Source organism: Peribacillus simplex (genome assembly GCF_001542915.1).
GTDB lineage: Bacteria > Bacillota > Bacilli > Bacillales > DSM-1321 > Peribacillus > Peribacillus simplex_B.
Window position 1 is genome coordinate 100,373 of the sequence record NZ_LNNH01000032.1, and the last position, 22,308, is coordinate 122,680.

The following is a 22,308-nucleotide window of genomic DNA, read 5'->3' on the forward strand; positions in this document are numbered from 1 at the left end:
TATATTGGGGACAGTTCGTTTACCTTTGCCTGAATGCGCAATGAGTATACAATTTTGCACTACTCTAGAATAATGTACTCTTCGGCTGTAAAATTAGCCATAAAAAACACCCCGTAAACGTTAGGTAAAAGTCTAACATTTACGGGCCAGTTCAAGTTTGCCTACATTAAATTTTCCAGTATTAATTTTGTCTGAAGAGTTCTATGTTTTTAGTATTTTTGGTAACTTATTGCACGGTTGTTGTGACAGAACCATGAGTATATTGGCCGGATTCACTAATATCTTTGGCTAAAACTGTGACAATATCCCCTTTATTTAAATTTGGAACTTGTACTGAATATACATATGGGGAGTATTTATTTTTTTTGACGGTAGTAACCCACTTCCCATTTACATATATGTCATAAGTCGAGGCTATCTCCATTGTTTCACCTTCAATGGTGACGCTGTTTCCAGCTTTAAGGTTATTAACAGTTACTTTATCTTCAGGTCTACTCATATCACTTACACTGAATTCTTTTCCTTTAGTTACTTGGCCGGACGAATCTTTTGTATCCACTCGCAAAATATCGCCTGGCTTTAATCCTTCGCCTGGATAAGTGAAACTTGCTCTATTACCCCAAGCTTTATAATAGAAATAATAGATATTAGCTGATCCTTCATATTTGTCATTACGGTAAAAGTTGAGAGTTAGATCTTCCGCTGGATGTTCAACTTTTATTGTATTTTCTCCTGCATATGCTTCTAGAATAGTAATTTTACTATGGACTGAAGGACTAGATTCAGGAGTGGGATTTGAGTCTGGATCATCTGGCAGATGGCCTATTGCACTTCCGTTATTGTTCTCAGCCACTTCCTCCTGTTTTGGTTTCTCTTCCGGTTTAATTCCTGAAGTGGGATTTGAATCTGGATCATTTGGCAGGTATCCTACTGCACTCCTTGCATCTGCGGTGCTGTAAGCAAACCCCGATACTAACATGGTCACTACTGGTAAAGCTACGAATATTTTTTTCATTTTAATTCCCCCTTATTCATATTCAATATTTAGTTTATATGGTAATCATTAATAATCTTGTCATTTATCATGAACTTTATTTAACAAGTTAAAAGAGTTCCGGAAAGTTGAAAGCTTGCAATGATACTTTCCTTTGAGCGTTGACTCCTTCCGAAGGCTTTAGAGAGGAAGACGAATGAAAGGATTCGATGCCCTGCTTCTTGAGCTAAGTTCTAATAAAGCATACGAAATATAAACTGATCCTTGATCACTGTGAAGCATCAATCCTTCTGGTTTACCCAGCTCAATAGCTTCTTTCTACTACCTTTACAACCACCTTCGGCTCCAACTCCTTTGGATCTCCCGGTACTTTTTTGGATTCCAATTAAGCTTTTATCAAAATAGTACTTGGTTCCTATCTTTTTTCATTCTTAATTGCCTCCCACTTTATTTCTTCTTATGCGTAATGCAAAACTCTTGCCCAAAGAAAAACATCACTAGATGAGGTTCCATGTTTTTGGGTGTTTTAGTAACTTATTGCACTATAGTTGTAACAGAACCATGGACGTACCGGCTAGTTGCATCCATATAACTGGCATAAACTGTTACAATATCTCCTTTATTTAAATTTGAAACTTTTGTTGAATATACTTTAGGGTTAACTTTATCTTTTACAGTAAATATAACCGGCTTTTCATTTACATATATTTCATAATAGGGGGCCATCTCCATTGTATTACCTTCAATTGTGACGTTATTTCCAGCTTTAAGGTTATTAACAGTTACTTTATCTTCAACTACTTCTTCCTGTTTTGGTTCCTCTTCCGGTTTAACTTCTGAAGTGGTATTTGATTCTGGATTACTTGGCAGATGGCCTACTGCACTCCCATTATTGTTTTTAACTACTTCTTCCTGTTTTGGTTCCTCTTCCGGTTTTACTTCTGAAGTGAGATTGGATTCTGGATTATCTGTTAGATGGCCTACTGCACTCCTTGCATCTGTGGTGCTGTAAGTAAACCCCGATACTAACATGGTCATGACTGGTAAAGCTACGAATATTTTTTTCATTTTTATTTCCTCCCTATCTATATTCAATATTTAGTTTATATGGTAATCATTAACATTCTATTAATAGAAGATTAATAAATTTGTAATTTAATATTAACTTTATTTAACAAGTAAAAAGAGTTCTGGAAAGCTAAAGGCTTGCACGGATACTCTCCTTTGAGCATTGAAGCTCACGTACCTTTTATAAATTAGAAATTCCAACGTATGCAAGGCGCTTTCAAGAATATTGAAGGATAAAAAGGTTCCGGAATAGGTATCATTCCGAAACCATCTGTTGAGTATTTGCTGTTGGCGCTTGTTTTATCCTCTTCCAGCTTGGAACGAAGGATATTTTGTCATCCCGCCATCGGCGAACAACGTGATGCCCGTTACATAACTGGATTCGGAGGAAGCCAGCCATACAGCAACAGCGGCAATTTCCTCTGGCTTTCCGATGTACCCCATCGGAATCATACTTTCGAGGTCTTTTTTCTTTTCGGGATCTTCCAGTTTTTCTGCATTTATTGGCGTGGCGATGGCACCTGGACCTATGCTGTTGACCCGAATTCCTTTTGGCGCATATTCAAGGGCCAAGGTTTCCGTAAGCAATTTTACGCCTCCCTTGCTTGCTGCATAGTGAACGAATAGAGGCCATGGAATCATTTCATGTACACTGGACATGTTTATCACATTGCCTTTTACATCATTCTCGACATAATATTTGATTGCTTCACGGCAGCCGAGGAAGTTGCCGGTCAGATTGGTGTTTATCACCCTATTCCAATCGCTTAACGGCATCTCATGAGATGGAACGGGATTTTCTATTCCTGCATTATTGATGAATACATCAAGCTTTCCGAACTTCTTTACTGCTGATTCAACAAGATTAATTACATCACCTTCAACGGTGACATCCCCTTTCACTGCTATCGCTTCCCCGCCGTCTGCTTTTATTTCTTCCAATACACTATCCGCTTCCTCCGGTTTCGAGCGATAATTAACCACGACCTTTGCCTTTTCCTGAGCAAAGCGAATGGCCATCGCTTTCCCCAAACCAGTTGACGAGCCTGTTATCACAACGACCTTGCCTTCTAAATCCTTATACATTCCATCACCCTCCAATTAACTTTTTGCCAATCCAAGCATGACCCCTGCTATGATGATCAATATTATTCCGATAACGATTCCAATTAGTTGGTGTTTCGTTTTCTTCTCGCGCAATATGATGATTCCGCCTAGCGTCGAGATGACAATGCCCATTTGTGACAGCGAAAAACTTGTAGCGACTCCCACTCGAGGCTGGGAAATGAATAAAAACATGTTTCCAGCAGCCCATATCAATCCGGGAATGATATTTCGAATGGCATATTTGTTAAACGGTTTATGTTTAAACGTCAATAATAGTCCACCTATCACCATCCCTATCGCTTGAGGGAATAGTGCTGACCAGCCATCTACATCAAAGAGCCGGGCCACGACCACATAAACCAAGTAACCGAAGGTGGAGATGAGGAGAATCATGATTCCTTTTTTCAAGTTTCCCGATTTCCCCTCTTTTGATTCTTTATCTTCCAAAGAGGTCAGGACAATTCCGATAATGATGAAAACTAGTGCCAAAACGCCTAAAATGACCGCCTTCATCGTCGACCACTCATGGAAAACGATGACCCCGAATAACGTGGTCGAAATGAGCTGCAACCCAGTTGATATCGGCATCGTTTTGGAGACCCCCATTAAATCGATGCTCTTTAGCTGATTGGCTTGTCCAACCGCCCAAAACAGACCAGACACGACGCCGACGCCAAATACCAAAAGGGAAAGCTTGATATCGGCAAAAATATAAACGCCGATTGAGAATATCAAGGCCCCGATCGTTGTTCCCAGTGTCTGACTATAAGGTCCGCCTCCCAGCTTCACATTAAATAAAACGATGCTTCCCCAAAACACTGCCGGCAAGAGCGCTAATACTATATCCATCTTCAACCCCCATATATGTATGTCCAAACTAAAGCAGGAAAATTTCACTTAGTCTTTTACTTAATATGTTCTCACTCCGTGAATTGAGCCTTGGTAATTTTTAGTTTGGTCATTAATCGATAGGGATCGATATCTTTTTCGGAGATATAAGTGCAGTTTTCATTGATATATCTCTATTTTCGGAGATATAAATGCAGTTTTCATTGATATATCTCTGTTTTTCGGAGAAATAACTGTTTATAAGGGCAGTTTTTATTTTTTTGAATGAAGTGCAAAAAAAAACTGCAGACAAAAAGTAAGAAGCAACCCTGAGTTGGGTTGCTTCTATCATGATATGACAATTATTTCTTCAAATGATACGGAACGGTCGTAACCACTACATTCCTTCTATAAAGTAAATACGCACGAATCAGTAAACTAGATTGGTTATGGAGAATGTTGTGCCAGCCCTTCTTCGGAATGAATTGGGGGATGATCACGGTTACTTGATAATTGGATTCACTGGCCTTATGCTCAACCGTATCCACAAATTTAGTCAAGGGCTGAATGATGCTCCGGTAGTAGGAATGAAGCGTGACAAGCCTGATATCAGGCTGCCATTTCTTCCATTTTTCTTCGAATTTCTTTTCATCTTCCCTTTCAAAGGAGATGTATACGGCAATGATTTGATCTGCCGAAAGGGACTTGGCATAATTCAAGGAATTCTCAACTACATGAGTGATACCGGCAACAGGAACGATGATAACATTTCCTTGGATGGGCAGGGTCTGCTCACAGGTAGTGATGCGCAATTGATCGCCTACCGCATCATAATGTCTCCTTATGCGATGGAACATGAAAATGATGATCGGCAGGAAGATCAAAACAGGCCATACATGAACGAATTTTGTTAAAAAGAAAATGATCGTGACAATAAAGCTAATCATTGCCCCAATGGAATTAATCGTTAACTTCACGATCCAGCCTTTTGGCTTTTCCCGGATCCATTTAACCATCATCCCTGACTGCGACAAGGTGAATGGAATGAAAACACCTACTGCATAAAGGGGAATGAGATTCTCGGTATGCCCTCCAAAAGCGACGATCAGGATAATCGATGCAAGTCCAAGGATGATAATTCCATTGGAATAACCTAGGCGGTCTCCCCTTATCGTAAACATCCTTGGAATGAACTTATCCTTGGCTAAATTGACCGCTAGCAACGGGAAAGCGGAATACCCCGTATTGGCAGCAAGAATCAGGATCAATGCCGTCGTGCCTTGAATGAAGAAATACATGAAATTCCGTCCAAATATTTCTTCGGCGATTTGGGATACCACCGTTACTTCTGCGCTTGGAACAATGCTTAAATAATAGGCCAAAAATACAATCCCCGTAAATAAGACAGCTAGTAACGAGCCCATCGCTATTAAGGTTTTGGCTGCATTATTCGGTGCTGGATCTTTAAAGTTGGGGATTGCATTGGAAATCGCTTCGACGCCGGTCAAGGCGGAGCTGCCTGATGCAAATGCCCTCAGCAGGATGAATAAACTGATGCCCGCGACTGGGGTTCCGATCGAAGCATGCAATTCAGGTGAGACATCCCCCGTCAGGATTTTGTATAGTCCCACCCCAATCAGGATGAATAATGCTAAAACGAACAGATAGACAGGATAGGCCAATACGGAAGCCGACTCTGTCACCCCTCTTAAGTTAAGGATGGTAAGCAGGATCACAAAAATGATGGCAATGCCGACATTATAAGCATGCAGGCTGGGAAAAGCGGACGTGATGGCATCCGTGCCTGCAGAAACGCTCACGGCCACCGTCAATATATAATCCACCAATAAGGATCCGCCAGCGATCAGCCCTGGATTTATGCCCAAATTGTTTTTTGAAACGACATAGGCGCCTCCGCCATGCGGGTAAGCAAAAATGATTTGCCTATAGGACAAGATAAGCGCCGTTAACAGGATCAAGACCCCGATGGCAATCGGTATGGAATACCAAAATGCCGCAGCACCAACCGTGATCAAGACGATCAATATTTGTTCCGGACCATATGCGACTGAGGACAGAGCATCAGAAGATAGAATGGCCAACGCTTTTGTTTTGTTAAGCTTTTGATCACCCAGTGCATTTGATTTTAAGGGTCTTCCTATCAAGAACCTCTTTATTGATGATAACATCAAAAATTCACCCGCCATGTTTTTTAGTAATAAGTTTAGGTTACCCTGCTAAAGCAAAAAAACAGACAAAAAATAAAAATGCCTGCAAGTCATAACTAAATAGACCTGCAGACATCAATTTTTTTGTCTAACAAGCTCCACCTTCCTTCTCATATAACGCTTACGAGGTTAGCTGTCGGATTCGGACCTAAGAGTAGCCCTACCTTGGAAGGATTCACCCCTTGGATTATACAATAATCCCTATAACGGGTCCCCCGCACCAAATGGTTTAAGCGATTTAGAAATATGAAACTGTTGATTATCATACTCCCGTGAACTGGAAAAGTAAATGAAAATTTTCCTTGTAAAAAGAATATTTTTTTGCAACTAAGGTTATGTTGATAATCTATGCTTCCTACGAGATCCAAGCCCAGCAAATCCAGAAAGGATGACCGTGATTCGTATGGCTAAAAATACAATGAAACCGATCCTATCGGATGAATTTTTAGATGAAGTGGTTAAAGAAATCAATGAACAATTTGGCGGGCCCCTAAATGAAAATAAGCATCACCTCCAGCATCCGGACGATGAAGAAAGAAGCTGAATTTCCCCTATCCTACTGGATGTTTCGTACTTATCCATAGCGCTATAAAAAAACTCCGGTAAATTCAACCGGAGTTTTTTTGGCTGCCCTGCCTTTCTTTGACGACTCGTCCAAACCGTTTTAGCTTATCCTCATAGAATGATAAAGTAGTCATCACCAAAAGCAGCAAGGATAATACTACGCGATCCTAAACCTTGTTTAAGGGAAGCATGTTTTTTCCATTTCATGGCCATATAGGTGCGTTTAGCCTTAGAAGACCAGCCAGCGTATCGTCATTTCCCCGCCAAATTCCCATCAAGCGCATACCTTAGTCCACTTTTTCACTCCTTCCGTCCCTGGGGCTTAATGTTTGGGTTGATGAAACCCAATGGGAAGACTTATTGACGTCCTTACTTTTAGGGTTATCTTAATTTCAAAAGGAGGGATGAAAAATGTATATGCATCATTCACCCAGAATGGGTATCATTCACACAGAATTGCCATATCTAGGGATGGCCGCGCAAGTATACACCGGATTTTTAGAATTTCAAAAGGATGTTGAGACTGTGCAAGAAACTGAAAACAGACAGTCGCTTTCCGCTCCTATAGATAAGTTTGAATGATCTCATGGCATTAACTGCCCCCATCATTCTTCATAGATACGATCTGAACCGACCTATTAAAGGCCGGTTTTTATTATTCAGCATACACACGCGTCCCATCAAAAGATGTTTAATTACAGATAAGAATTCCACATAATAAAGTTGCCTGAGTGGAATAAATTTACTTTTTTACGAATCATGATATATTAATATAGTTTTTTAGCACTTAAAGCGTTCAATTAAAAAAGATTGGTTTGTATACATAACAATGGAAGGGCCTTTATCAAATGGAAAAGACGCATCATTTGCCAAGGCATGTCCAGTTTATGGCCTTGGTCGGACTGATTGGAACAGGGATCTTCAAGGGAAGTTCCGATTCATTGAATATGGCCGGTCCAAGTGTCGTGATAGCCTATTTAGAAGCCCTGAATGAAATTCAGGGCTTCTAAATATTATCCACTTATCCCCAAAAATTGAATTTTCCGATGGATTTTTCCTGATAACCTTATCTTTTTATTATATTTTCACCATACATATGTTAAAATATCCAATGAACCAATCATCCTACAAATTTGAGGTGTATTTGTTGTCCATATCCAAAGCAAATCGTTTATCACTTGTCGAACAGGTCGTTTCCCAAATCGAGACATTAATCGAATCCGGCGAATGGGAGATTGGAAGTCAGATTCCGCCTGAAATGGATTTGATCAAACAATTCGATGTAAGCAGAAATACATTAAGAGAAGCGATACGATCTCTTGTTTATGCAGGACTTTTAATCACGCAACAAGGAAAAGGAACATTCGTCAAATCAGCAAGTGCCTTGGGCGCCGCATTTCAAAGAAGGATCCAACGATCAAGTTTATTTGAAACGTTAGAGGTGCGTCATGCCCTTGAAAGGCAAGGAGCCCAATTGGCCGCTGCTAGACGCGATCAAGAAGATATCGAAAAATTACGGCTGCACATAACAGCCTGCAGCAAAGCGGCAGAAGCCAAAGACCTCAAGGCATATGAGGAAGCGGATATACAGTTGCATAAAACGATCATGGCTTCCTCACATAATGGCTTATTGATTGACTTGTACGAACATATGGAGGATTCCTTGCATGATTCGATCCATCAAATCGCTGGGATGAGTCCTGATGCGAATTTACACTTAAGCATCCATTGCAATCTAGTTGAAGCCATCATCGACCAGGATGTGGAGCGGGCAATCGATTCGGTGAATGGATACATTGCACATTTCAAAAAATTCATAGACTAAGTACGGAGGAATATTATGGCCATGCAACAAGCGGTAAATCAGCTAGAACAAAACAAACTGAATAGTAATACCAAACTTGGACTGCTCATCATCGGAATTATCCTACTCGCAGCCAATCTAAGGGCTCCCCTTACATCAGTCGGTCCCCTTGTAACATCGATCCGCGATGCATTGGGAATCACCAATGCACTATCTGGTTCTTTAACGACTTTGCCTTTGCTCTCTTTCGCTTTATTATCTCCATTTGCACCTAGGATAGCCCGGCGTTTCGGGATGGAGCTCACCTTATTTGCATCTTTGATATTATTAACGGTCGGAATTGCAATACGCTCACTTGGCGGTGTCCCGACATTGTTCATCGGAACGATTTTAATCGGGCTTGCCATCGCAATTGGCAATGTTTTGTTACCTAGCCTGATCAAGCATAACTTTGCAAGAAATATCGGTTTGATGACCGGAGTTTATGCCGTTTCCATGAATTTATGCGGGGCCATGGCATCCGGCATCAGTATCCCCATTGCATCTTCATCGAGCATGGGTTGGGCTGGTGCCCTCGGATGCTGGGGCATCCTATCGCTCATCACCATTTTCTTCTGGATGCCGCAATTAAGACGGCCATTTAAAGGGGAAAGAAACGTACAAACCGTTAACAAACAAAAAAACACGAATCTGTGGCGTTCAGGGTTAGCATGGCAAATTACGTTTTTCATGGGCTTACAATCCTTCATCTTCTATACAGTCATAACCTGGATGCCTGAAATCCTCGAGCAAAAAGGGCTTAACGCCGATGAAGCCGGCTGGATGCTATCCATCATGCAGCTTGCCGTCATTCCCATCACCTTCATTGTGCCGATTTTAGCCGGGCGTCTCCAGAGCCAGCGTATATTGGTGGTCCCGCCTGCCGTCTTCCTTGTTGTGGGGATTTTCGGCATCCTATATGGAAGCGAGCTATTGATCCCGGTATGCATGATGCTGATTGGGATTGGAGTCGGAACCATATTCAGCTTATCGATGATGTTTTTTAGTCTGCGCACACGAAGTACCCATGAAGCGACGGAATTGTCAGGTATGGCCCAATCATTCGGGTACCTCCTAGCTGCCGTTGGACCCGTGTTATTCGGCTGGCTGCATGACATGACACATAGCTGGACCATTCCATTATTAATGCTAGTGATCATATCTGCCCTAATTTTCATCGTTGGAATGCGTGCAGGGAAAAATGAATATGTAACAGCTCATTAACTACATGAAAAAATGATCCCAGTATAATATTGGGATCATTTTCTTTAGTTTGGTATTCACTGTGGCAAGATGCTTTCCACCAAAACTAAACTGAAGGATGGCCGTGTTCCTGTAGGGGCACACCTCTAGCTCGATCATTCATTTTTTCAGCTACCAAAGTAGTATCCTGAAAGAGTACCAGAAAGTCAGCAATTTTCGTTTGTGATTTTGATTTTGTGTTTTGTGTTAGGAAGTAGCTACAGGCATCCTCTAAATGGCCATGAATTTATGGTGGATTGTATTCGCCTTAAAACTTCTGTCAGCAAAGCAAGATGACTCATTAACCATCTTGAGTGAACAAAGTAATGATCTGAATGAACTGACGAGGTAGTCTATTCGTAGCATACTGTAATTTATAAACTTTTCATATTTAGAGGCAGAAAGTAGAAGATCTTGGCTCATTGCGTTAACGAGGTAAGGCATCATGCTTGATTTTTTTGAATCACGTTTGGGAACGGACCGATTCAAACATGAAAAAATTTCACTAGGTCAAACAATGTCATCTTCAAAAGGGTATAAGATATTGGGGTTTAAACCATACCTATCAATAAAATTCTTTCTGGTAAATATCTTGATTTCTTTTAATTCGGAAGGTGTTGGAAATGATGACACTTTGTATATTGGAATGTGCTCTATATTAATCAATTGCCCTAAGTCAGTAGTTATTAATATATCGAATCCATTTTTTCTAAATAGTGAATCTATATCAGAAAAGTCCATTACATAGATATTCAGCCGGTTTCCAAAATGATGTTTTAAGACTTCACGAATATAATCTTTCTCGACATATGAACGGCAAACTAAAGCCGCTTCGATAACCATCTGATTTTTTTTCCTTAATATAGAAGCTTGGACCAACATGAATATTTCCAAAATTTCGATATCTTCAAAATATATAGAGAACTTTCTCGAAATATCTTCTGCTATTTTTCCAATCATCCCAAATAGAGGGTTTTTTTCGAAATACGGAACGAATTGCAAGATATTATTTATTCTCGTATCTGTCTTTAATATCAAATCAAAAGTGATTCCGCGAAGTGTTTGCGCAAATTGGTACATGAAGATGTCGTCCTGGGAAACATCCAAGCCAATTTCTTTTGATAAATTATCAAGAAAATGATTTAAAGGCCTGCCACTGTCCGAATTAAGCTTGGAACGTATGTACCGGAGTTCCTGTGTACGATTTAAAGACATTTCTTCACTCATTAAATATAAAGAAAAAAAGAATATTTCTTGAATTTGTGTCTCCCTATTCGGGATTTTTTCCATGAAGTTGAATAATTTCTTTGATATTTCAAACACTCTCGATCCTTCGTTTTCATCGATAACCGCTTGCGGGATGGTTACAAAGCAACTATGGGCTATGCGAATGTTAGAGATATGAAGGATTATCGCCAATCTTTGGATTGCCCCCATATGTAAGGAGGTCCTATGCTCCTTCAAAAGCTTCAATACTTGTTCTTGAAACTCTTTAAGATCGAAGGATGTAATGAATTCATTTAAGTTCCCTGACATATACTCAACATACTGCATAATGAAGCGCCTGATCTTTTTTTCATCACCAACGATTTTATACGGACTATAAGTTAATTGAACTCCGGCACTTTTCACTACTTCTTCTATCTTCTCAAGCTGCCTGTACACTGTGGAACGGCTGATATGAACATGTTGTGTAATGTAATTTATGGTCACTCCATTATTAAGAAGAATTAATTCCAAGGTTTGAAAATAGGTATTTTCACTTTTAAGATGAAACCAAAGCTCTTCTATGGTACCGTTTTTCGGTTTAATTAGTCTTACACCTTGAACTTCATTTTTTTCAATTTTCCATTCTGGCGGAAGTGTTGAACCAGTATGTAATAAATCCCTCCATAATGTACTTTTTGAATAACCTGTTTTTTTTGAGAGCTCGTTTAAACTGCACCAGGTATCTTCATAAAATAAATGATACATAAGTTCTGAATAACGATCATTAAATCGATTCATACTATCACCTTTAACTTTACTAATTTTCATATCTACTAAACAAGCTTTCGACACAGGTACTTAAGTACCAAAACTCCCTTCATCATAAAAAAAATTAACATACTCACTACTTACAACCCAAATTTATCACATTTTCTACCTGATGTCGTTTCATATGCAACACATGAAATTCAAATATTGAAACTTGACAAGTCTTTACCCGTTCATTAAAATTTCAAAAAAAACACTTAAGTTTACATTATCCTATTGGATTGTTCCCGCTTCATAGGACAAAGATCTCCTTGTTACATCAATAATGGCCTAGTATAAGCAAGTAAAGGAGCAGGTAATCAAGAAGATAGTTATCTTATCTTTCAAAAAATGAAATACACAACAAACAAGCATTAGTATTCCAAAATTGAAACAATGTATTTCATTTTAGACACAAGCCTATTACTTTAGCATCACTATTTTGAGGTCTCCACTTATTTACACAGTTACGGTCTTCACAAAATAAAAACACCGGTTTGCAGAAATGATAAAAGAAAACGCAGATGGAGTTTCCCTAAAAAACACTACTCCATCTGCAACTTCCTGGATATGCCACATTTATGATCGTTGGAAAGACCGCTTTATCATGACACTTTCCTGATGCGTGATCAGTTCTCGAATTTCCGGAAAGAAAAAGACTGCGGAGGGTTATCTCCCATACAGTCTGGTCATAGCGGCGTTTCACCTCCATGGCTTTCTTACTGGAAAATACAACGCCCATCAATATTCATAATGGACCAATCTCTTAGGGAGAATCTTTACAGACTGCAGATCGACCTTTTGCAAATGAGATATAGGGGCTAATTCGAACTTTCCATGCTTACCGTCAAGTGAAAGAAGCTCGGCTGTTAAATCATTTCCATAGATGTAAATAATTTTATATTGTCTTGATTTATAGATCACCTTATCACCAATCTTCATAAGCGCCCTCGTTTCTATTGCAGAATAAAACAGCCTTCCAAAAATGAAATGAGGCTCAATTCCATTTTTGGAAGGGGAAGATTAAAAATATTCATGCGGAATCTTCATTATTTACTACAATGGAATGAAGTTCTATCGCTTTTATATTTTCCACTAACCTTTTTCTTGTACTTTCTATCTCTCTTCCATATAAACCCTTTTGTTTACTTGAAAGATACACCAATTTGTCAATATCTCGATAAATCTTTTTAAACGTCATTCTCATATCCGGCATGCCTCCTTTTATTTGGTAAGGAAGGTTCTTTCCTGATTGTTCCGGTACTTTTATATCTGGATATATGGCTTAGTCCGAAATCTCATTGGGTCATTTTGGATGGTGCTGCAATTTCCTTTACAATCGCCGCTATACGATCCTGGTCTTCTTTTGTCATGGCGGAGCCGGATGGCAGGCAAAGACCTTGTTCAAATAACCTGCTTGAAACACCGATATCGTCCGCGGCGGTGAAAAATGCTGAACCTTTAAAGATAGGCTGTAAGTGCAAGGGTTTCCACAACGGTCTTGATTCTATATTTTCCGCTTCCAGTGCATGGATGATATCAATCGGCCGTGTACCGGTAACTTTTTCATCTATGATTACTGCCGTAAGCCAGCGGTTCCCCCTCGTATCCTTCAACTCAGGCATGAATGCGATTCCTGGTATAGCTCCCAATGACTTTTGATACCGATCAAAAACTCCTCTTCGTGCGCTGACACGATCGTCCAACACTTCCAATTGGGCCCGGCCGACTCCAGCTAATATGTTACTCAGGCGATAATTATAGCCTACCGAGCTATGTTCATAGTGAATGGCCGGATCACGCGCCTGAGTGGATAGAAAAAGTGCTTTATCCAAATAATCTTCATTATCAGAAACGAGCATCCCACCTCCAGATGCTGTAATGATCTTATTTCCGTTTAACGAATAAATTCCCATATCACCGAACGATCCCGTTTGTTTTCCCTTAAAAGTGCTTCCAAGCGATTCAGCTGCGTCCTCGATCAAGGCAACCTTATATTTCCTGCAAATGCTCTGAATTTCCTCCACCTTTGCACTTTGACCAAACAGATGGACTAAAATGACGGCTTTAGGAATCCTGCGTTTCTTCTTGGCTGTATCCAATGCTATTTCCAATGCTTGAGGAGACATATTCCATGTATCGAATTCAGAATCAATGAAGACCGGTTCCGCTCCTTGGTAAACAATGGGATTCGCACTTGCTATGAAAGTAAAGGAAGAACAAAATACGGTATCTCCCCTGCTTACTCCCAATACTTTCAGGGCCAAATGGATTGCGGAGGTACCGGAGCTTACCGCCAATGCCCCATTAGTGCCGGCATATTGCGCAAAGCCTTCTTCCAAAGCCTTTACGTTCGGCCCTAGAGGTGCAATCCAATTCGTCTCGAAGGCTTGTTCAACATAATATTGCTCATTCCCACTCATATGAGGCGGTGAAAGAAAAACTCTTTTTTGCACCATTCCATCCCCTCCTTAGTTAGTGATCCTTGCTGGTGAACCCACGGCAGTTAATTCATCTTGCATGTCTTCAATAACAGTCGAACCGGCACCAACCGTACACCATTCACCGATCTTGATGCTTGGTATCACCGCGGCTCCCGCACCTAACAAGGTTCCAGTTCCTATCCTTACAGCCCCCGTAACCGTTGCATTTGGCGCTATATGAACAAAATCCTTTAGATGTGCATCATGTTCTATGACTGAGGAGGTGTTAAGGATAACCTGGTTCCCGACTTTTGCCCCTGCATTCAAAACGACATTGGGCATGATGACCGTTCCACTGCCAATCATGACATCTTGACCTATGACAGCTGTCGGGTGAATGACCGTCTCGTAATCCATTGGATCCAAATTCAGTTCGTTCACGAGTTTCATTCTTATATCGTTCTTGCCTATTGCAATAATTAACTTACATTCAAAATGGATGAACAAGTCCTTGAAGCTTGAGATCGGACCGAAATACAGTTCCCCCTTTTTTTTCAACACTTTAAATTCATCATCCAATATGGCCATGAGCCGATGTCCATCCAGAGCTCGGATGATGTCTTGGACTACTTTTGAATGTCCTCCTGCTCCGATAATAACGATTTTCTTCAATTCATATCACTTCTCATATCTTTAAAGTTTAGCGGTTCCTTAAGCGGAAAAACATTTAGGAACCCCGTGGTTGGTTTTTAGCATGAACCTTTCACCCAACGAACTTGCGGGTCGTGACATGACCCTCTTGCGTAATGGCCTCTTGTTTACATACCTTGATCAAAGTAAGATATATGATTTTCATATCCAACAAGAAGGATTGATTTTCGACGTACCAAACATCAAGCTCAAATTTTTTCTCCCATGATATCGCATTGCGGCCATTTACTTGGGCCCACCCTGTCATTCCTGGACGGACATCATGCCTCTTTGCTTGTTCTGGGGTATATAACGGGATATATTCCATCAATAGCGGCCTAGGCCCTACAAAACTGATATCTCCCTTGATGATATTTATTAATTGCGGTAGTTCGTCCAAACTTAGTCTCCTAAGAAATCTGCCAAAATTAGTCAACCTCTTTTCGTCGGAAATTAAATTCCCATCCTCGTCCTTTTCATCTGTCATCGTCCTGAATTTATATAGATCAAATGGAATGCCATTAAGACCTGGACGCTGCTGCTTAAATATTACGGGTGAGCCCAATTTTAAGCGGATAAGGATGAAGATGAGCAGCATGGGCAGCGAACACGAAAGGATCGCCAGACTAGATATCAATAACTCGAAAGACCTTTTCATTTTTTCCTCCCTATTTCTTCATGCCTAGCTAGGATATTGTTTAATAGGATACATAATGGTTACTTGCTGTAAGCCTACTTCTATTTATAGAAAGTCCATTCTCGGGTTCATGCATTCATTACGATACGTGAATTTCATTGCCCACCCTATTATTTGCCAAACACAGCATTCTTTCTTTTAACGTTTCTTCGCTCATGACATCATAAGTGCTGATAATATCCTGAATGGCATGCCAATTTACATCCCTTGGTTTCCCAATATGGATTTTCGGATAGACCTGCTCTTCATAGACTTCATCTGCTCCAAGCAGTTCTTCAAATAATTTTTCCCCAGGCCGGATTCCTGTAAAGGTTAGCCCAATGTCTTCAACCTTGTAACCGGAAAGTTGGATGAGTTTCTTAGCGAAATCGACGATTTTGACCGGTTCGCCCATATCCAGCACAAATACCTCTCCTCCTTTTGCCAAAACCCCTGCCTGAATGACCAATCTCGAAGCTTCTGGAATGGTCATGAAATAACGTACCATTTCTGGGTGTGTGACGGTCAGAGGTCCGCCCTTTTTTATTTGCTTTTTAAAAAGGGGAATGACACTGCCATTGCTGCCAAGAACATTTCCAAATCGAACCGTTACGAATTTTGTATGACTTGATGAACTTTTGTATGAAATCATCATCTCGGCTATACATTTTGAAGCGCCCATGATGCTTGTCGGATTCACGGCCTTATCGGACGAAACCATGACAAAAGTGTTCACGCCACTCCCTTCCGCTGCATCCGCTACATTCCTCGTACCTAGGATGTTATTTTTCAACGCTTCTTTAGGATTGGACTCCATAAGCGGGACATGTTTATGGGCAGCTGCATGATATACGATCTTGGGTCGATGGTGGTCCATTACTTCAAACATCCTCCTTCGGTCCTGGATATCAGCAATTTCCGTGACAATCTCTATCTTGTCTTCATAAATCTCCAGCAATTCCATCTCAATCGCATAAATGCTGTTTTCACCATGTCCAAGCAAAACGATTTTAGCTGGGTTATATTTCATGATCTGCCGACATATTTCCGATCCAATCGAACCTCCTGCCCCTGTTACCAGTATCGTACTTTCAACGATCGTTTCTAATATCCCTTTATCGTCCAATTGAACGGGAGAACGCCCCAATAAATCCTCCATTTGTATATCTTGCAATTCATTTATCGGAACGTTCCCATGTACGATTTCTTCAAGACTTGGGACGATTTGGGTCTTTACGGTTGTCTTCGTGCATTCGGACAAAATGGTATTCATATCTTCTCTTTTCAAGGAAGGAATCGCAATGACGATATGCTCAATCTTATATTCCTCCACCACTTGTGAAATATCGTTTGTTGTTGCCACTACTGGTATATTGAAAATCTCCAAGCCCAGCTTCGTTTTATCATCATCAACAAATGCAACTGGCACTAATTTTATATGATTGGATTTCAACAATCTGCTCGTTATCATCGTCCCTGCTGATCCAGCGCCGACGATCAAGGTTCGTTTGTTATCGGATGGCCGCTTGATTTTAGGATTAAAGTATACCCGCCATGCCAGGCGGGAGTATCCGATCATGACCATATAGAGGATCCCTGTAATAAAAAGCTCCCTCAAATAAAGATAATGGGTAAAGTACAGCTGGCAGATGGATGTACTGATCAGGGCAAATGCCATCGCCCTGAACAAATGGAACATTTCACTGGCAGTGACGTATTCCCAAGCCTTTTTATACTGTTTCAAAAAAGCCGTATAGAAATAATGAAACAAAAGCAAAACTAGCCCACCAATAAGTGCGAATGCTGGTATTTCATCAAGTGGATTCAATAACCAATAACTTAAAAAGACAGCTGTCACAACAATCATCGCGTCAAATAAGACTAATGTGATAAGCCGGTTATAATATGTCAAATCTACTTCTCCTCATTAAATATTTTTAATCAAAGAAACGATTCCTTGACTTTCATCCCATACAAAACATTTTCCGCATTTACATGAAAGGCATTCACCACTGCTTGTCCCATGTTCTTTTCAACCAACTTATATGCTTCCCTGATTTGAAAACCTCTGTTTCCTACATTGTGGGCATCCGATGCAATGAAATGAGTAAGACCCGAGTGAATTAAATATTTGGAAAATCTTCTTGTTCTCCATCCGAATTTACCTGTGATGCTCCCAGCAGTTAATTGTGAATACGCCCCCTTCCAGATCAGTTCTTCTAAAAGGTGTGGATTTCTTATTATTTCTAAATTCCGCTCTGGGTGAGCAATGATTGGCGTGATTCTTTTCATTTGCAGATCATAGATCAATCGCTCCGTATATCTTGGCACATGGTTTGAAGGAAGTTCGAGAAGCATGTATTGCGAACCATTCAAGGCCATGACACTATTATTATCGTAATCTTCCAGAAGCTCATCCGATATCCTAATTTCCTGCCCCGGCCATACTTTAAGCGGGATGTCGAGTTCATCTAGCACTCGATTTAATTGCCATGTCTTGCGCTCGACCTTTTCTTTATCGTTATCATATTTCCCCTTATAGTAATGGGGAGTCGCAATGATGTCGGTAATTCCTTGTTCAACCGCTTTTCTCGCCATTTCGACACTTTCCTTAATATTTCCAGCGCCATCATCCAACTCTGGTAATATGTGACTATGAATATCAATCATTGTTAGTTTCCTTCCTTAAACCCAACAAAAAGATGAATTTCTTATTTACCATAGTAATAATATTCGTCTGAGTACTTTTGTTTTTTCTTATTCAGGATTGCTCCTAAAAGCTTGGCGTCGGCTTTCTGAAGCAACTCCTTCGCTTTTTTTGCTTGCTGTATTTCCGTACTTCCGCTGCTAACCACCAAAACAACTCCATCTGTCATATTCGCCAGGATTTGAGCATCTGTAACGGCATTGACCGGAGGCGTATCCAGAATAACCAAATCATAATTCATTTTTGCTTCTTCCAATAAATTCTCCATTCCATTCGACCCAAGCAATTCCGATGGGTTCGGAGGAATAGGGCCACTTGTCAACACATCCAAATTTGGGTAAATGGAAGATTGTATAGCTTCCTGCAATTGATTTTGCTTTGTTATGATATTCGTTAATCCCAAGAAGTTCTCCATGTTAAAGTTCGTATGGACACTGGGTTTCCTCAAATCTGCATCGATGATGAGGATGCGTTTTCCCTGCTGTGCAAAAACAGCTGCAACATTTATAGAAGTGGTTGATTTCCCTTCACCAGGATTTGCCGAAGTGAAAATCATCGACCTTATGTCTTTTTCCACTGCAGAAAATTGAAGATTCGTCCGGATTGTCCTATATTGCTCCACAACCGGAGATTTCGATTTCAACATGGAAATACTGCTTCTTTTTTTAGCCTCTGTCATTTTATGCCGTTCGTTGCGTGTCAAGCTATTCACCTCTTGAGGTTGTGATTGCAATACAAATCCATCATTTCCATTTCTTTTTGTTTTCCATTAAATTAACGATGCCAAGCATCGGCATCTCTAGATGTTCTTCAATATCAGACTCAACCTTGATGGTATTGTCTAAAAATTCGATTAGGAATGTAACTACTAAACTGATAACCACACCTGCAAAAAATGCTTGAATCATGTTGATGATCGGATTCGGTTTTATAGGTGCGGTATTATCTCCAACATTTCCTTTCGATAAGACATTGACATTGTCCACATTCATAAGCGTTTTTATTTCCTCTTGGAATATGACCGTTATTGTATTGACGATATCTACAGCAAGTTTGGGATCGCTGGCTTCAACTTTTATCGTAAACAATTGTGAATTACCCTTACTGACGATTTCGATTTGTTCCGATAACGCAGAATTTGAAATGTCAAGATTCAGTCGGTCTTTAACCTTTTCAAGCATCATTGGACTTTTTATGATTTCGCTGTACGTTTCAATCAATTGAATATTAGTTTGAATCTCACCTACCTTGTAAAGGTCTGTATTATCTTTGGATTGATTGACCAGGATTTGTGCAGATGCCTGGTATACAGGTGAAAGGATAAAAAGGCTAACGGCTCCTGTTATCACAGTTATTAGGGTTGTGATGATAAAAATGAGTGCTATGCGTTTTTTTACCATTTGAAAAAGATCTTTTATACTTAGTTTCTCCCTCATTCAATCAACTCCAATCCTTCTAAAAATCTTTCCGTTTGTCTCATTCATGTTCTTGATATCTATAACTTTGAAATCTTTTCTGATATCAAGCCATTTTCCTCCATCACATTTTTGGAATCGAAAATCAATGGAGCATGTTCATGGATGCTTTTCCAGTCAAAACAGCTGTGCGGTGTTCCGATGACCACAATATCGGCGCTTCGAAGAATGGCAGCATCGTATTCCGCTACCGGTTGGATTTGTCCATTGATCATGATTTCTTTGGCATAAGGTTCAATGACGGTAAGGTTCCGGACCTTGTCTTGTAACCGTTCAAGCAAGCGAACGACCGGACTTTCCCTTAAATCACCGATGTCACTTTTATAAGCAACACCTAAAACCACAATATGTGAGTATTTCATGAGCTTGTCTTTGGCTGCAAGCAGTTCAAGGATGCGGGTGTATGAATAGTGGAGCATTCCGTCGTTAATTTCCCCAGCCAGTTCAATCATTTTTGCTCGATGACCATGTTCTTTTGCTTTATATAGCAAGTAGTATGGATCGACCGGTATACAATGTCCTCCCACGCCAATTCCAGGGGTGAATTTCATGAACCCGTATGGCTTTGAGGAAGCGGCATTAATCGTTTCCCATACGTCAATTTCCAACTCTTTGCATAGAACGGTCATTTCATTGACCAAAGCCATGTTGATCCACCGGAATGTGTTCTCAAAGATCTTGCTTAATTCGGCTACACGGATGCCATTGACCCGATGAGCGGTTTTTCCGATAAACAGGCACGCTAAATCCGTACAGCTTTCCGTTATCCCACCGACAACCTTTGGCGTGTTACTTAAATTAAAGTTTTTATTTCCTGGATCGATTCTTTCCGGAGAATAAGCTGCAAAGACGTTTTCCCCAATTACATATCCTTTTTCAATTAATGGGGCACAAATATATTCTTCTGTTGTTCCTGGATATGTTGTACTTTCTAAAATGACCATTGTACCTTTCTTCACATGTTCAGCAATGACTTGCCCTACATCCTTGACAAATGAAATATCAGGTTCTTTCGTTTTATTGATAGGAGTCGGGACACAAATCAAAATAACATCCATCTCTCCCAGGAGGTCCATATTCGTTGTTGCTGAAAATCTTTTCTTTTTGATCAATCCTGTTAACTCCGCACTATCTACATCATTGATATAGTTAATTCCGTCATTTAGGTTCCCCACTTTTGTCTTGGAAACGTCGAAGCCAGTCACATTATAGCCTTTGGACGCGTAATGGCAGGCCGTCGGAAGGCCGACATACCCCAATCCAATCACTCCAACTTTAGCCGTTTTATCCTCTATTTTTCTCCGCAGAACCTCATTTAATGAATAATGGACATTATCCATATGCCCGTCTACTTCTTGGATTACCTCTGTTATCATGGTTCCCTCTCCTCCATTTTTTCCTTTTTAATTTAAAACTGTAACGCCTGAGGAATCAGGACATTACACTCGAATGAATCATGCAGGAAAACTCACACTTTAGACCCACAACAAAGGAATGTACGTGTACCCTATAAAAAATCAGGTTGTTATACTCACCAGTGACTCGATTGAGCATCCACTTTGTATGTTTTTCGGTAAACATTTTTCGTTCGCAGTAATAAGGTAACATAATTATTTTCAATGGCAGTTTCAGTTTTCGAATGCGCCGTTCTATTTTTGATACGCCTTCAAGTCGAAACGGTTATTTTCATTTCCGTCCTGCCCCACATTGATGATTGGCAGCAATTTATTAAAGCTTTGGTGTAAGTTTTCTACTTGATATAATTAAATCCGCTGCTGCAAGAACCAGTTAATTATGATGAAATTTTTTTAAGGATAGGAAATCCCCCGATTGTTTGGCCTTGGTCACAAGTGCCTGTTTTTTCGGGGGATTTCTCCATTGTGCCTAGTTATTAACGTAAAGGACTATTTCTTTTCAGAAGCTTTCGCAGTCATATCTGTCCATTTAAAAATCAGCCATTCCTGCTTTTCTTTAGTGTCCGTATTTTCATACTCCACCCTGAAAGGTCCCTTCCCTTCCAATACATAATATCCATTTCCTTTTACACTTTTTCCAGGTTCAAGTTTTGTCCCCAAATTATCCCCTGGATAGATCTTCAGCTTTTTATTGTCTTGATTCCATACCGACATTTCAAAAGCATCCACATGCCGTTCTTCTGCCGTTTTATTTGTTGCCTTCAGCTGTATCTGTAAAACCTGCTTGTCTTTCTTATCTGGATGTTTAAGCTTCAAAGCCTTTTCTATCTCTATGCTTACGCCAGATACGGTTTTCTCTTGCCCTGTTTCTTTTTTATCCGTTTCGTCGTTAGTGGAAGCATTCGTTTGCTTATGCATTTCTTTCTGTTCATCCCGGGCTTCCTTTTCTCCTGAAATGCAGCCTGTCAAAAATATGGTTAAAGTCAATATACAAATCCAAATGCTTGGGAAGCTTCTCTTCAATCCCATCAA

Annotated in this window: 22 protein-coding genes and 1 riboswitch; of the genes, 5 read left to right on the plus strand and 17 right to left on the minus strand. The window is 40.2% G+C overall.

Going from position 1 to position 22,308, the window contains the following annotated elements; all coding sequences use genetic code 11:
- Window positions 1-226: 226 nt before the first annotated feature.
- The 5 genes from AS888_RS16720 to AS888_RS16740 form a co-directional block, all read right to left on the minus strand.
- Window positions 227-1,015: an LURP-one-related/scramblase family protein gene (locus AS888_RS16720; protein WP_061143286.1), complete on the minus strand. Its 789-nt coding sequence runs from the start codon at window positions 1,013-1,015 to the stop codon at window positions 227-229.
- Window positions 1,016-1,528: 513 nt separating this feature from the next.
- The gene (locus tag AS888_RS16725) at window positions 1,529-2,062 is read right to left on the minus strand and encodes a hypothetical protein (RefSeq protein WP_061143287.1); all 534 of its coding nucleotides are present in this window, start codon (window positions 2,060-2,062) and stop codon (window positions 1,529-1,531) included.
- Window positions 2,063-2,362: 300 nt separating this feature from the next.
- The gene (locus tag AS888_RS16730) at window positions 2,363-3,148 is read right to left on the minus strand and encodes an SDR family oxidoreductase (protein ID WP_061143288.1); all 786 of its coding nucleotides are present in this window, start codon (window positions 3,146-3,148) and stop codon (window positions 2,363-2,365) included.
- Between the two features lie 15 nt (window positions 3,149-3,163).
- Window positions 3,164-4,018, minus strand: a complete 855-nt coding sequence (locus tag AS888_RS16735) for a RhaT/GlcU family sugar-proton symporter (protein ID WP_061143289.1) — start codon at window positions 4,016-4,018, stop codon at window positions 3,164-3,166.
- 341 nt (window positions 4,019-4,359) lie between these two features.
- Window positions 4,360-6,186: an APC family permease gene (locus tag AS888_RS16740; RefSeq protein WP_061143290.1), complete on the minus strand. Its 1,827-nt coding sequence runs from the start codon at window positions 6,184-6,186 to the stop codon at window positions 4,360-4,362.
- Window positions 6,187-6,327: 141 nt separating this feature from the next.
- A riboswitch (cyclic di-AMP (ydaO/yuaA leader) is annotated at window positions 6,328-6,471 on the minus strand.
- Between the two features lie 157 nt (window positions 6,472-6,628).
- Here AS888_RS16740 and AS888_RS25870 point away from each other — a divergent pair.
- The 5 genes from AS888_RS25870 to AS888_RS16750 all read left to right on the plus strand — a co-directional run bounded on the left by AS888_RS25870 (window position 6,629) and on the right by AS888_RS16750 (window position 9,856).
- The gene (locus tag AS888_RS25870; RefSeq protein ID WP_155645528.1) at window positions 6,629-6,769 is read left to right on the plus strand and encodes a hypothetical protein; all 141 of its coding nucleotides are present in this window, start codon (window positions 6,629-6,631) and stop codon (window positions 6,767-6,769) included.
- 431 nt (window positions 6,770-7,200) lie between these two features.
- The gene (locus AS888_RS25875; protein ID WP_155645529.1) at window positions 7,201-7,371 is read left to right on the plus strand and encodes a hypothetical protein; all 171 of its coding nucleotides are present in this window, start codon (window positions 7,201-7,203) and stop codon (window positions 7,369-7,371) included.
- A gap of 266 nt (window positions 7,372-7,637) precedes the next feature.
- Window positions 7,638-7,799: a hypothetical protein gene (locus AS888_RS25880; RefSeq protein ID WP_155645530.1), complete on the plus strand. Its 162-nt coding sequence runs from the start codon at window positions 7,638-7,640 to the stop codon at window positions 7,797-7,799.
- Window positions 7,800-7,936: 137 nt separating this feature from the next.
- Window positions 7,937-8,614, plus strand: a complete 678-nt coding sequence (locus AS888_RS16745) for a FadR/GntR family transcriptional regulator (protein ID WP_061143291.1) — start codon at window positions 7,937-7,939, stop codon at window positions 8,612-8,614.
- A gap of 15 nt (window positions 8,615-8,629) precedes the next feature.
- On the plus strand, window positions 8,630-9,856 hold the full coding sequence (locus AS888_RS16750; RefSeq protein ID WP_061143292.1) for a CynX/NimT family MFS transporter: 1,227 nt from the start codon (window positions 8,630-8,632) through the stop codon (window positions 9,854-9,856).
- Between the two features lie 528 nt (window positions 9,857-10,384).
- Here the strand turns inward: AS888_RS16750 and AS888_RS16755 are convergent.
- The 12 genes from AS888_RS16755 to AS888_RS16805 all read right to left on the minus strand — a co-directional run bounded on the left by AS888_RS16755 (window position 10,385) and on the right by AS888_RS16805 (window position 22,305).
- Window positions 10,385-11,935 carry a BglG family transcription antiterminator gene (locus AS888_RS16755; RefSeq protein ID WP_081092495.1) on the minus strand — a complete coding sequence of 517 codons (1,551 nt, stop codon included), beginning with the start codon at window positions 11,933-11,935 and terminating at the stop codon, window positions 10,385-10,387.
- A gap of 696 nt (window positions 11,936-12,631) precedes the next feature.
- Window positions 12,632-12,832 carry a hypothetical protein gene (locus AS888_RS16760; RefSeq protein WP_061143294.1) on the minus strand — a complete coding sequence of 67 codons (201 nt, stop codon included), beginning with the start codon at window positions 12,830-12,832 and terminating at the stop codon, window positions 12,632-12,634.
- Window positions 12,833-12,923: 91 nt separating this feature from the next.
- Entirely contained in the window at window positions 12,924-13,097 is a 174-nt protein-coding gene (locus AS888_RS25885) for a hypothetical protein (protein WP_155645531.1), read from the minus strand.
- A 91-nt stretch (window positions 13,098-13,188) separates the two neighbouring features.
- Entirely contained in the window at window positions 13,189-14,349 is a 1,161-nt protein-coding gene (locus AS888_RS16765; RefSeq protein ID WP_061143295.1) for a DegT/DnrJ/EryC1/StrS family aminotransferase, read from the minus strand.
- A 12-nt stretch (window positions 14,350-14,361) separates the two neighbouring features.
- Window positions 14,362-14,985: an acetyltransferase gene (locus tag AS888_RS16770; RefSeq protein ID WP_061143296.1), complete on the minus strand. Its 624-nt coding sequence runs from the start codon at window positions 14,983-14,985 to the stop codon at window positions 14,362-14,364.
- A 91-nt stretch (window positions 14,986-15,076) separates the two neighbouring features.
- Window positions 15,077-15,661: a sugar transferase gene (locus AS888_RS16775; protein WP_061143297.1), complete on the minus strand. Its 585-nt coding sequence runs from the start codon at window positions 15,659-15,661 to the stop codon at window positions 15,077-15,079.
- 118 nt (window positions 15,662-15,779) lie between these two features.
- A complete protein-coding gene (locus AS888_RS16780; protein ID WP_061143298.1) occupies window positions 15,780-17,591 on the minus strand; it encodes a polysaccharide biosynthesis protein in 1,812 nt (603 codons plus the stop codon).
- Window positions 17,592-17,620: 29 nt separating this feature from the next.
- The gene (locus AS888_RS16785; protein ID WP_061143299.1) at window positions 17,621-18,349 is read right to left on the minus strand and encodes a tyrosine-protein phosphatase; all 729 of its coding nucleotides are present in this window, start codon (window positions 18,347-18,349) and stop codon (window positions 17,621-17,623) included.
- Window positions 18,350-18,390: 41 nt separating this feature from the next.
- Window positions 18,391-19,065 (minus strand): CpsD/CapB family tyrosine-protein kinase, encoded by a 675-nt coding sequence (locus tag AS888_RS16790; RefSeq protein WP_061143346.1) that lies wholly within the window; start codon window positions 19,063-19,065, stop codon window positions 18,391-18,393.
- Between the two features lie 64 nt (window positions 19,066-19,129).
- Window positions 19,130-19,822: a YveK family protein gene (locus AS888_RS16795; protein WP_061143300.1), complete on the minus strand. Its 693-nt coding sequence runs from the start codon at window positions 19,820-19,822 to the stop codon at window positions 19,130-19,132.
- Window positions 19,823-19,881: 59 nt separating this feature from the next.
- Window positions 19,882-21,237 carry a nucleotide sugar dehydrogenase gene (locus tag AS888_RS16800; protein ID WP_260320235.1) on the minus strand — a complete coding sequence of 452 codons (1,356 nt, stop codon included), beginning with the start codon at window positions 21,235-21,237 and terminating at the stop codon, window positions 19,882-19,884.
- Between the two features lie 528 nt (window positions 21,238-21,765).
- Window positions 21,766-22,305 (minus strand): DUF4352 domain-containing protein, encoded by a 540-nt coding sequence (locus AS888_RS16805; protein ID WP_061143301.1) that lies wholly within the window; start codon window positions 22,303-22,305, stop codon window positions 21,766-21,768.
- Between the last annotated feature and the right edge of the window lie 3 nt (window positions 22,306-22,308).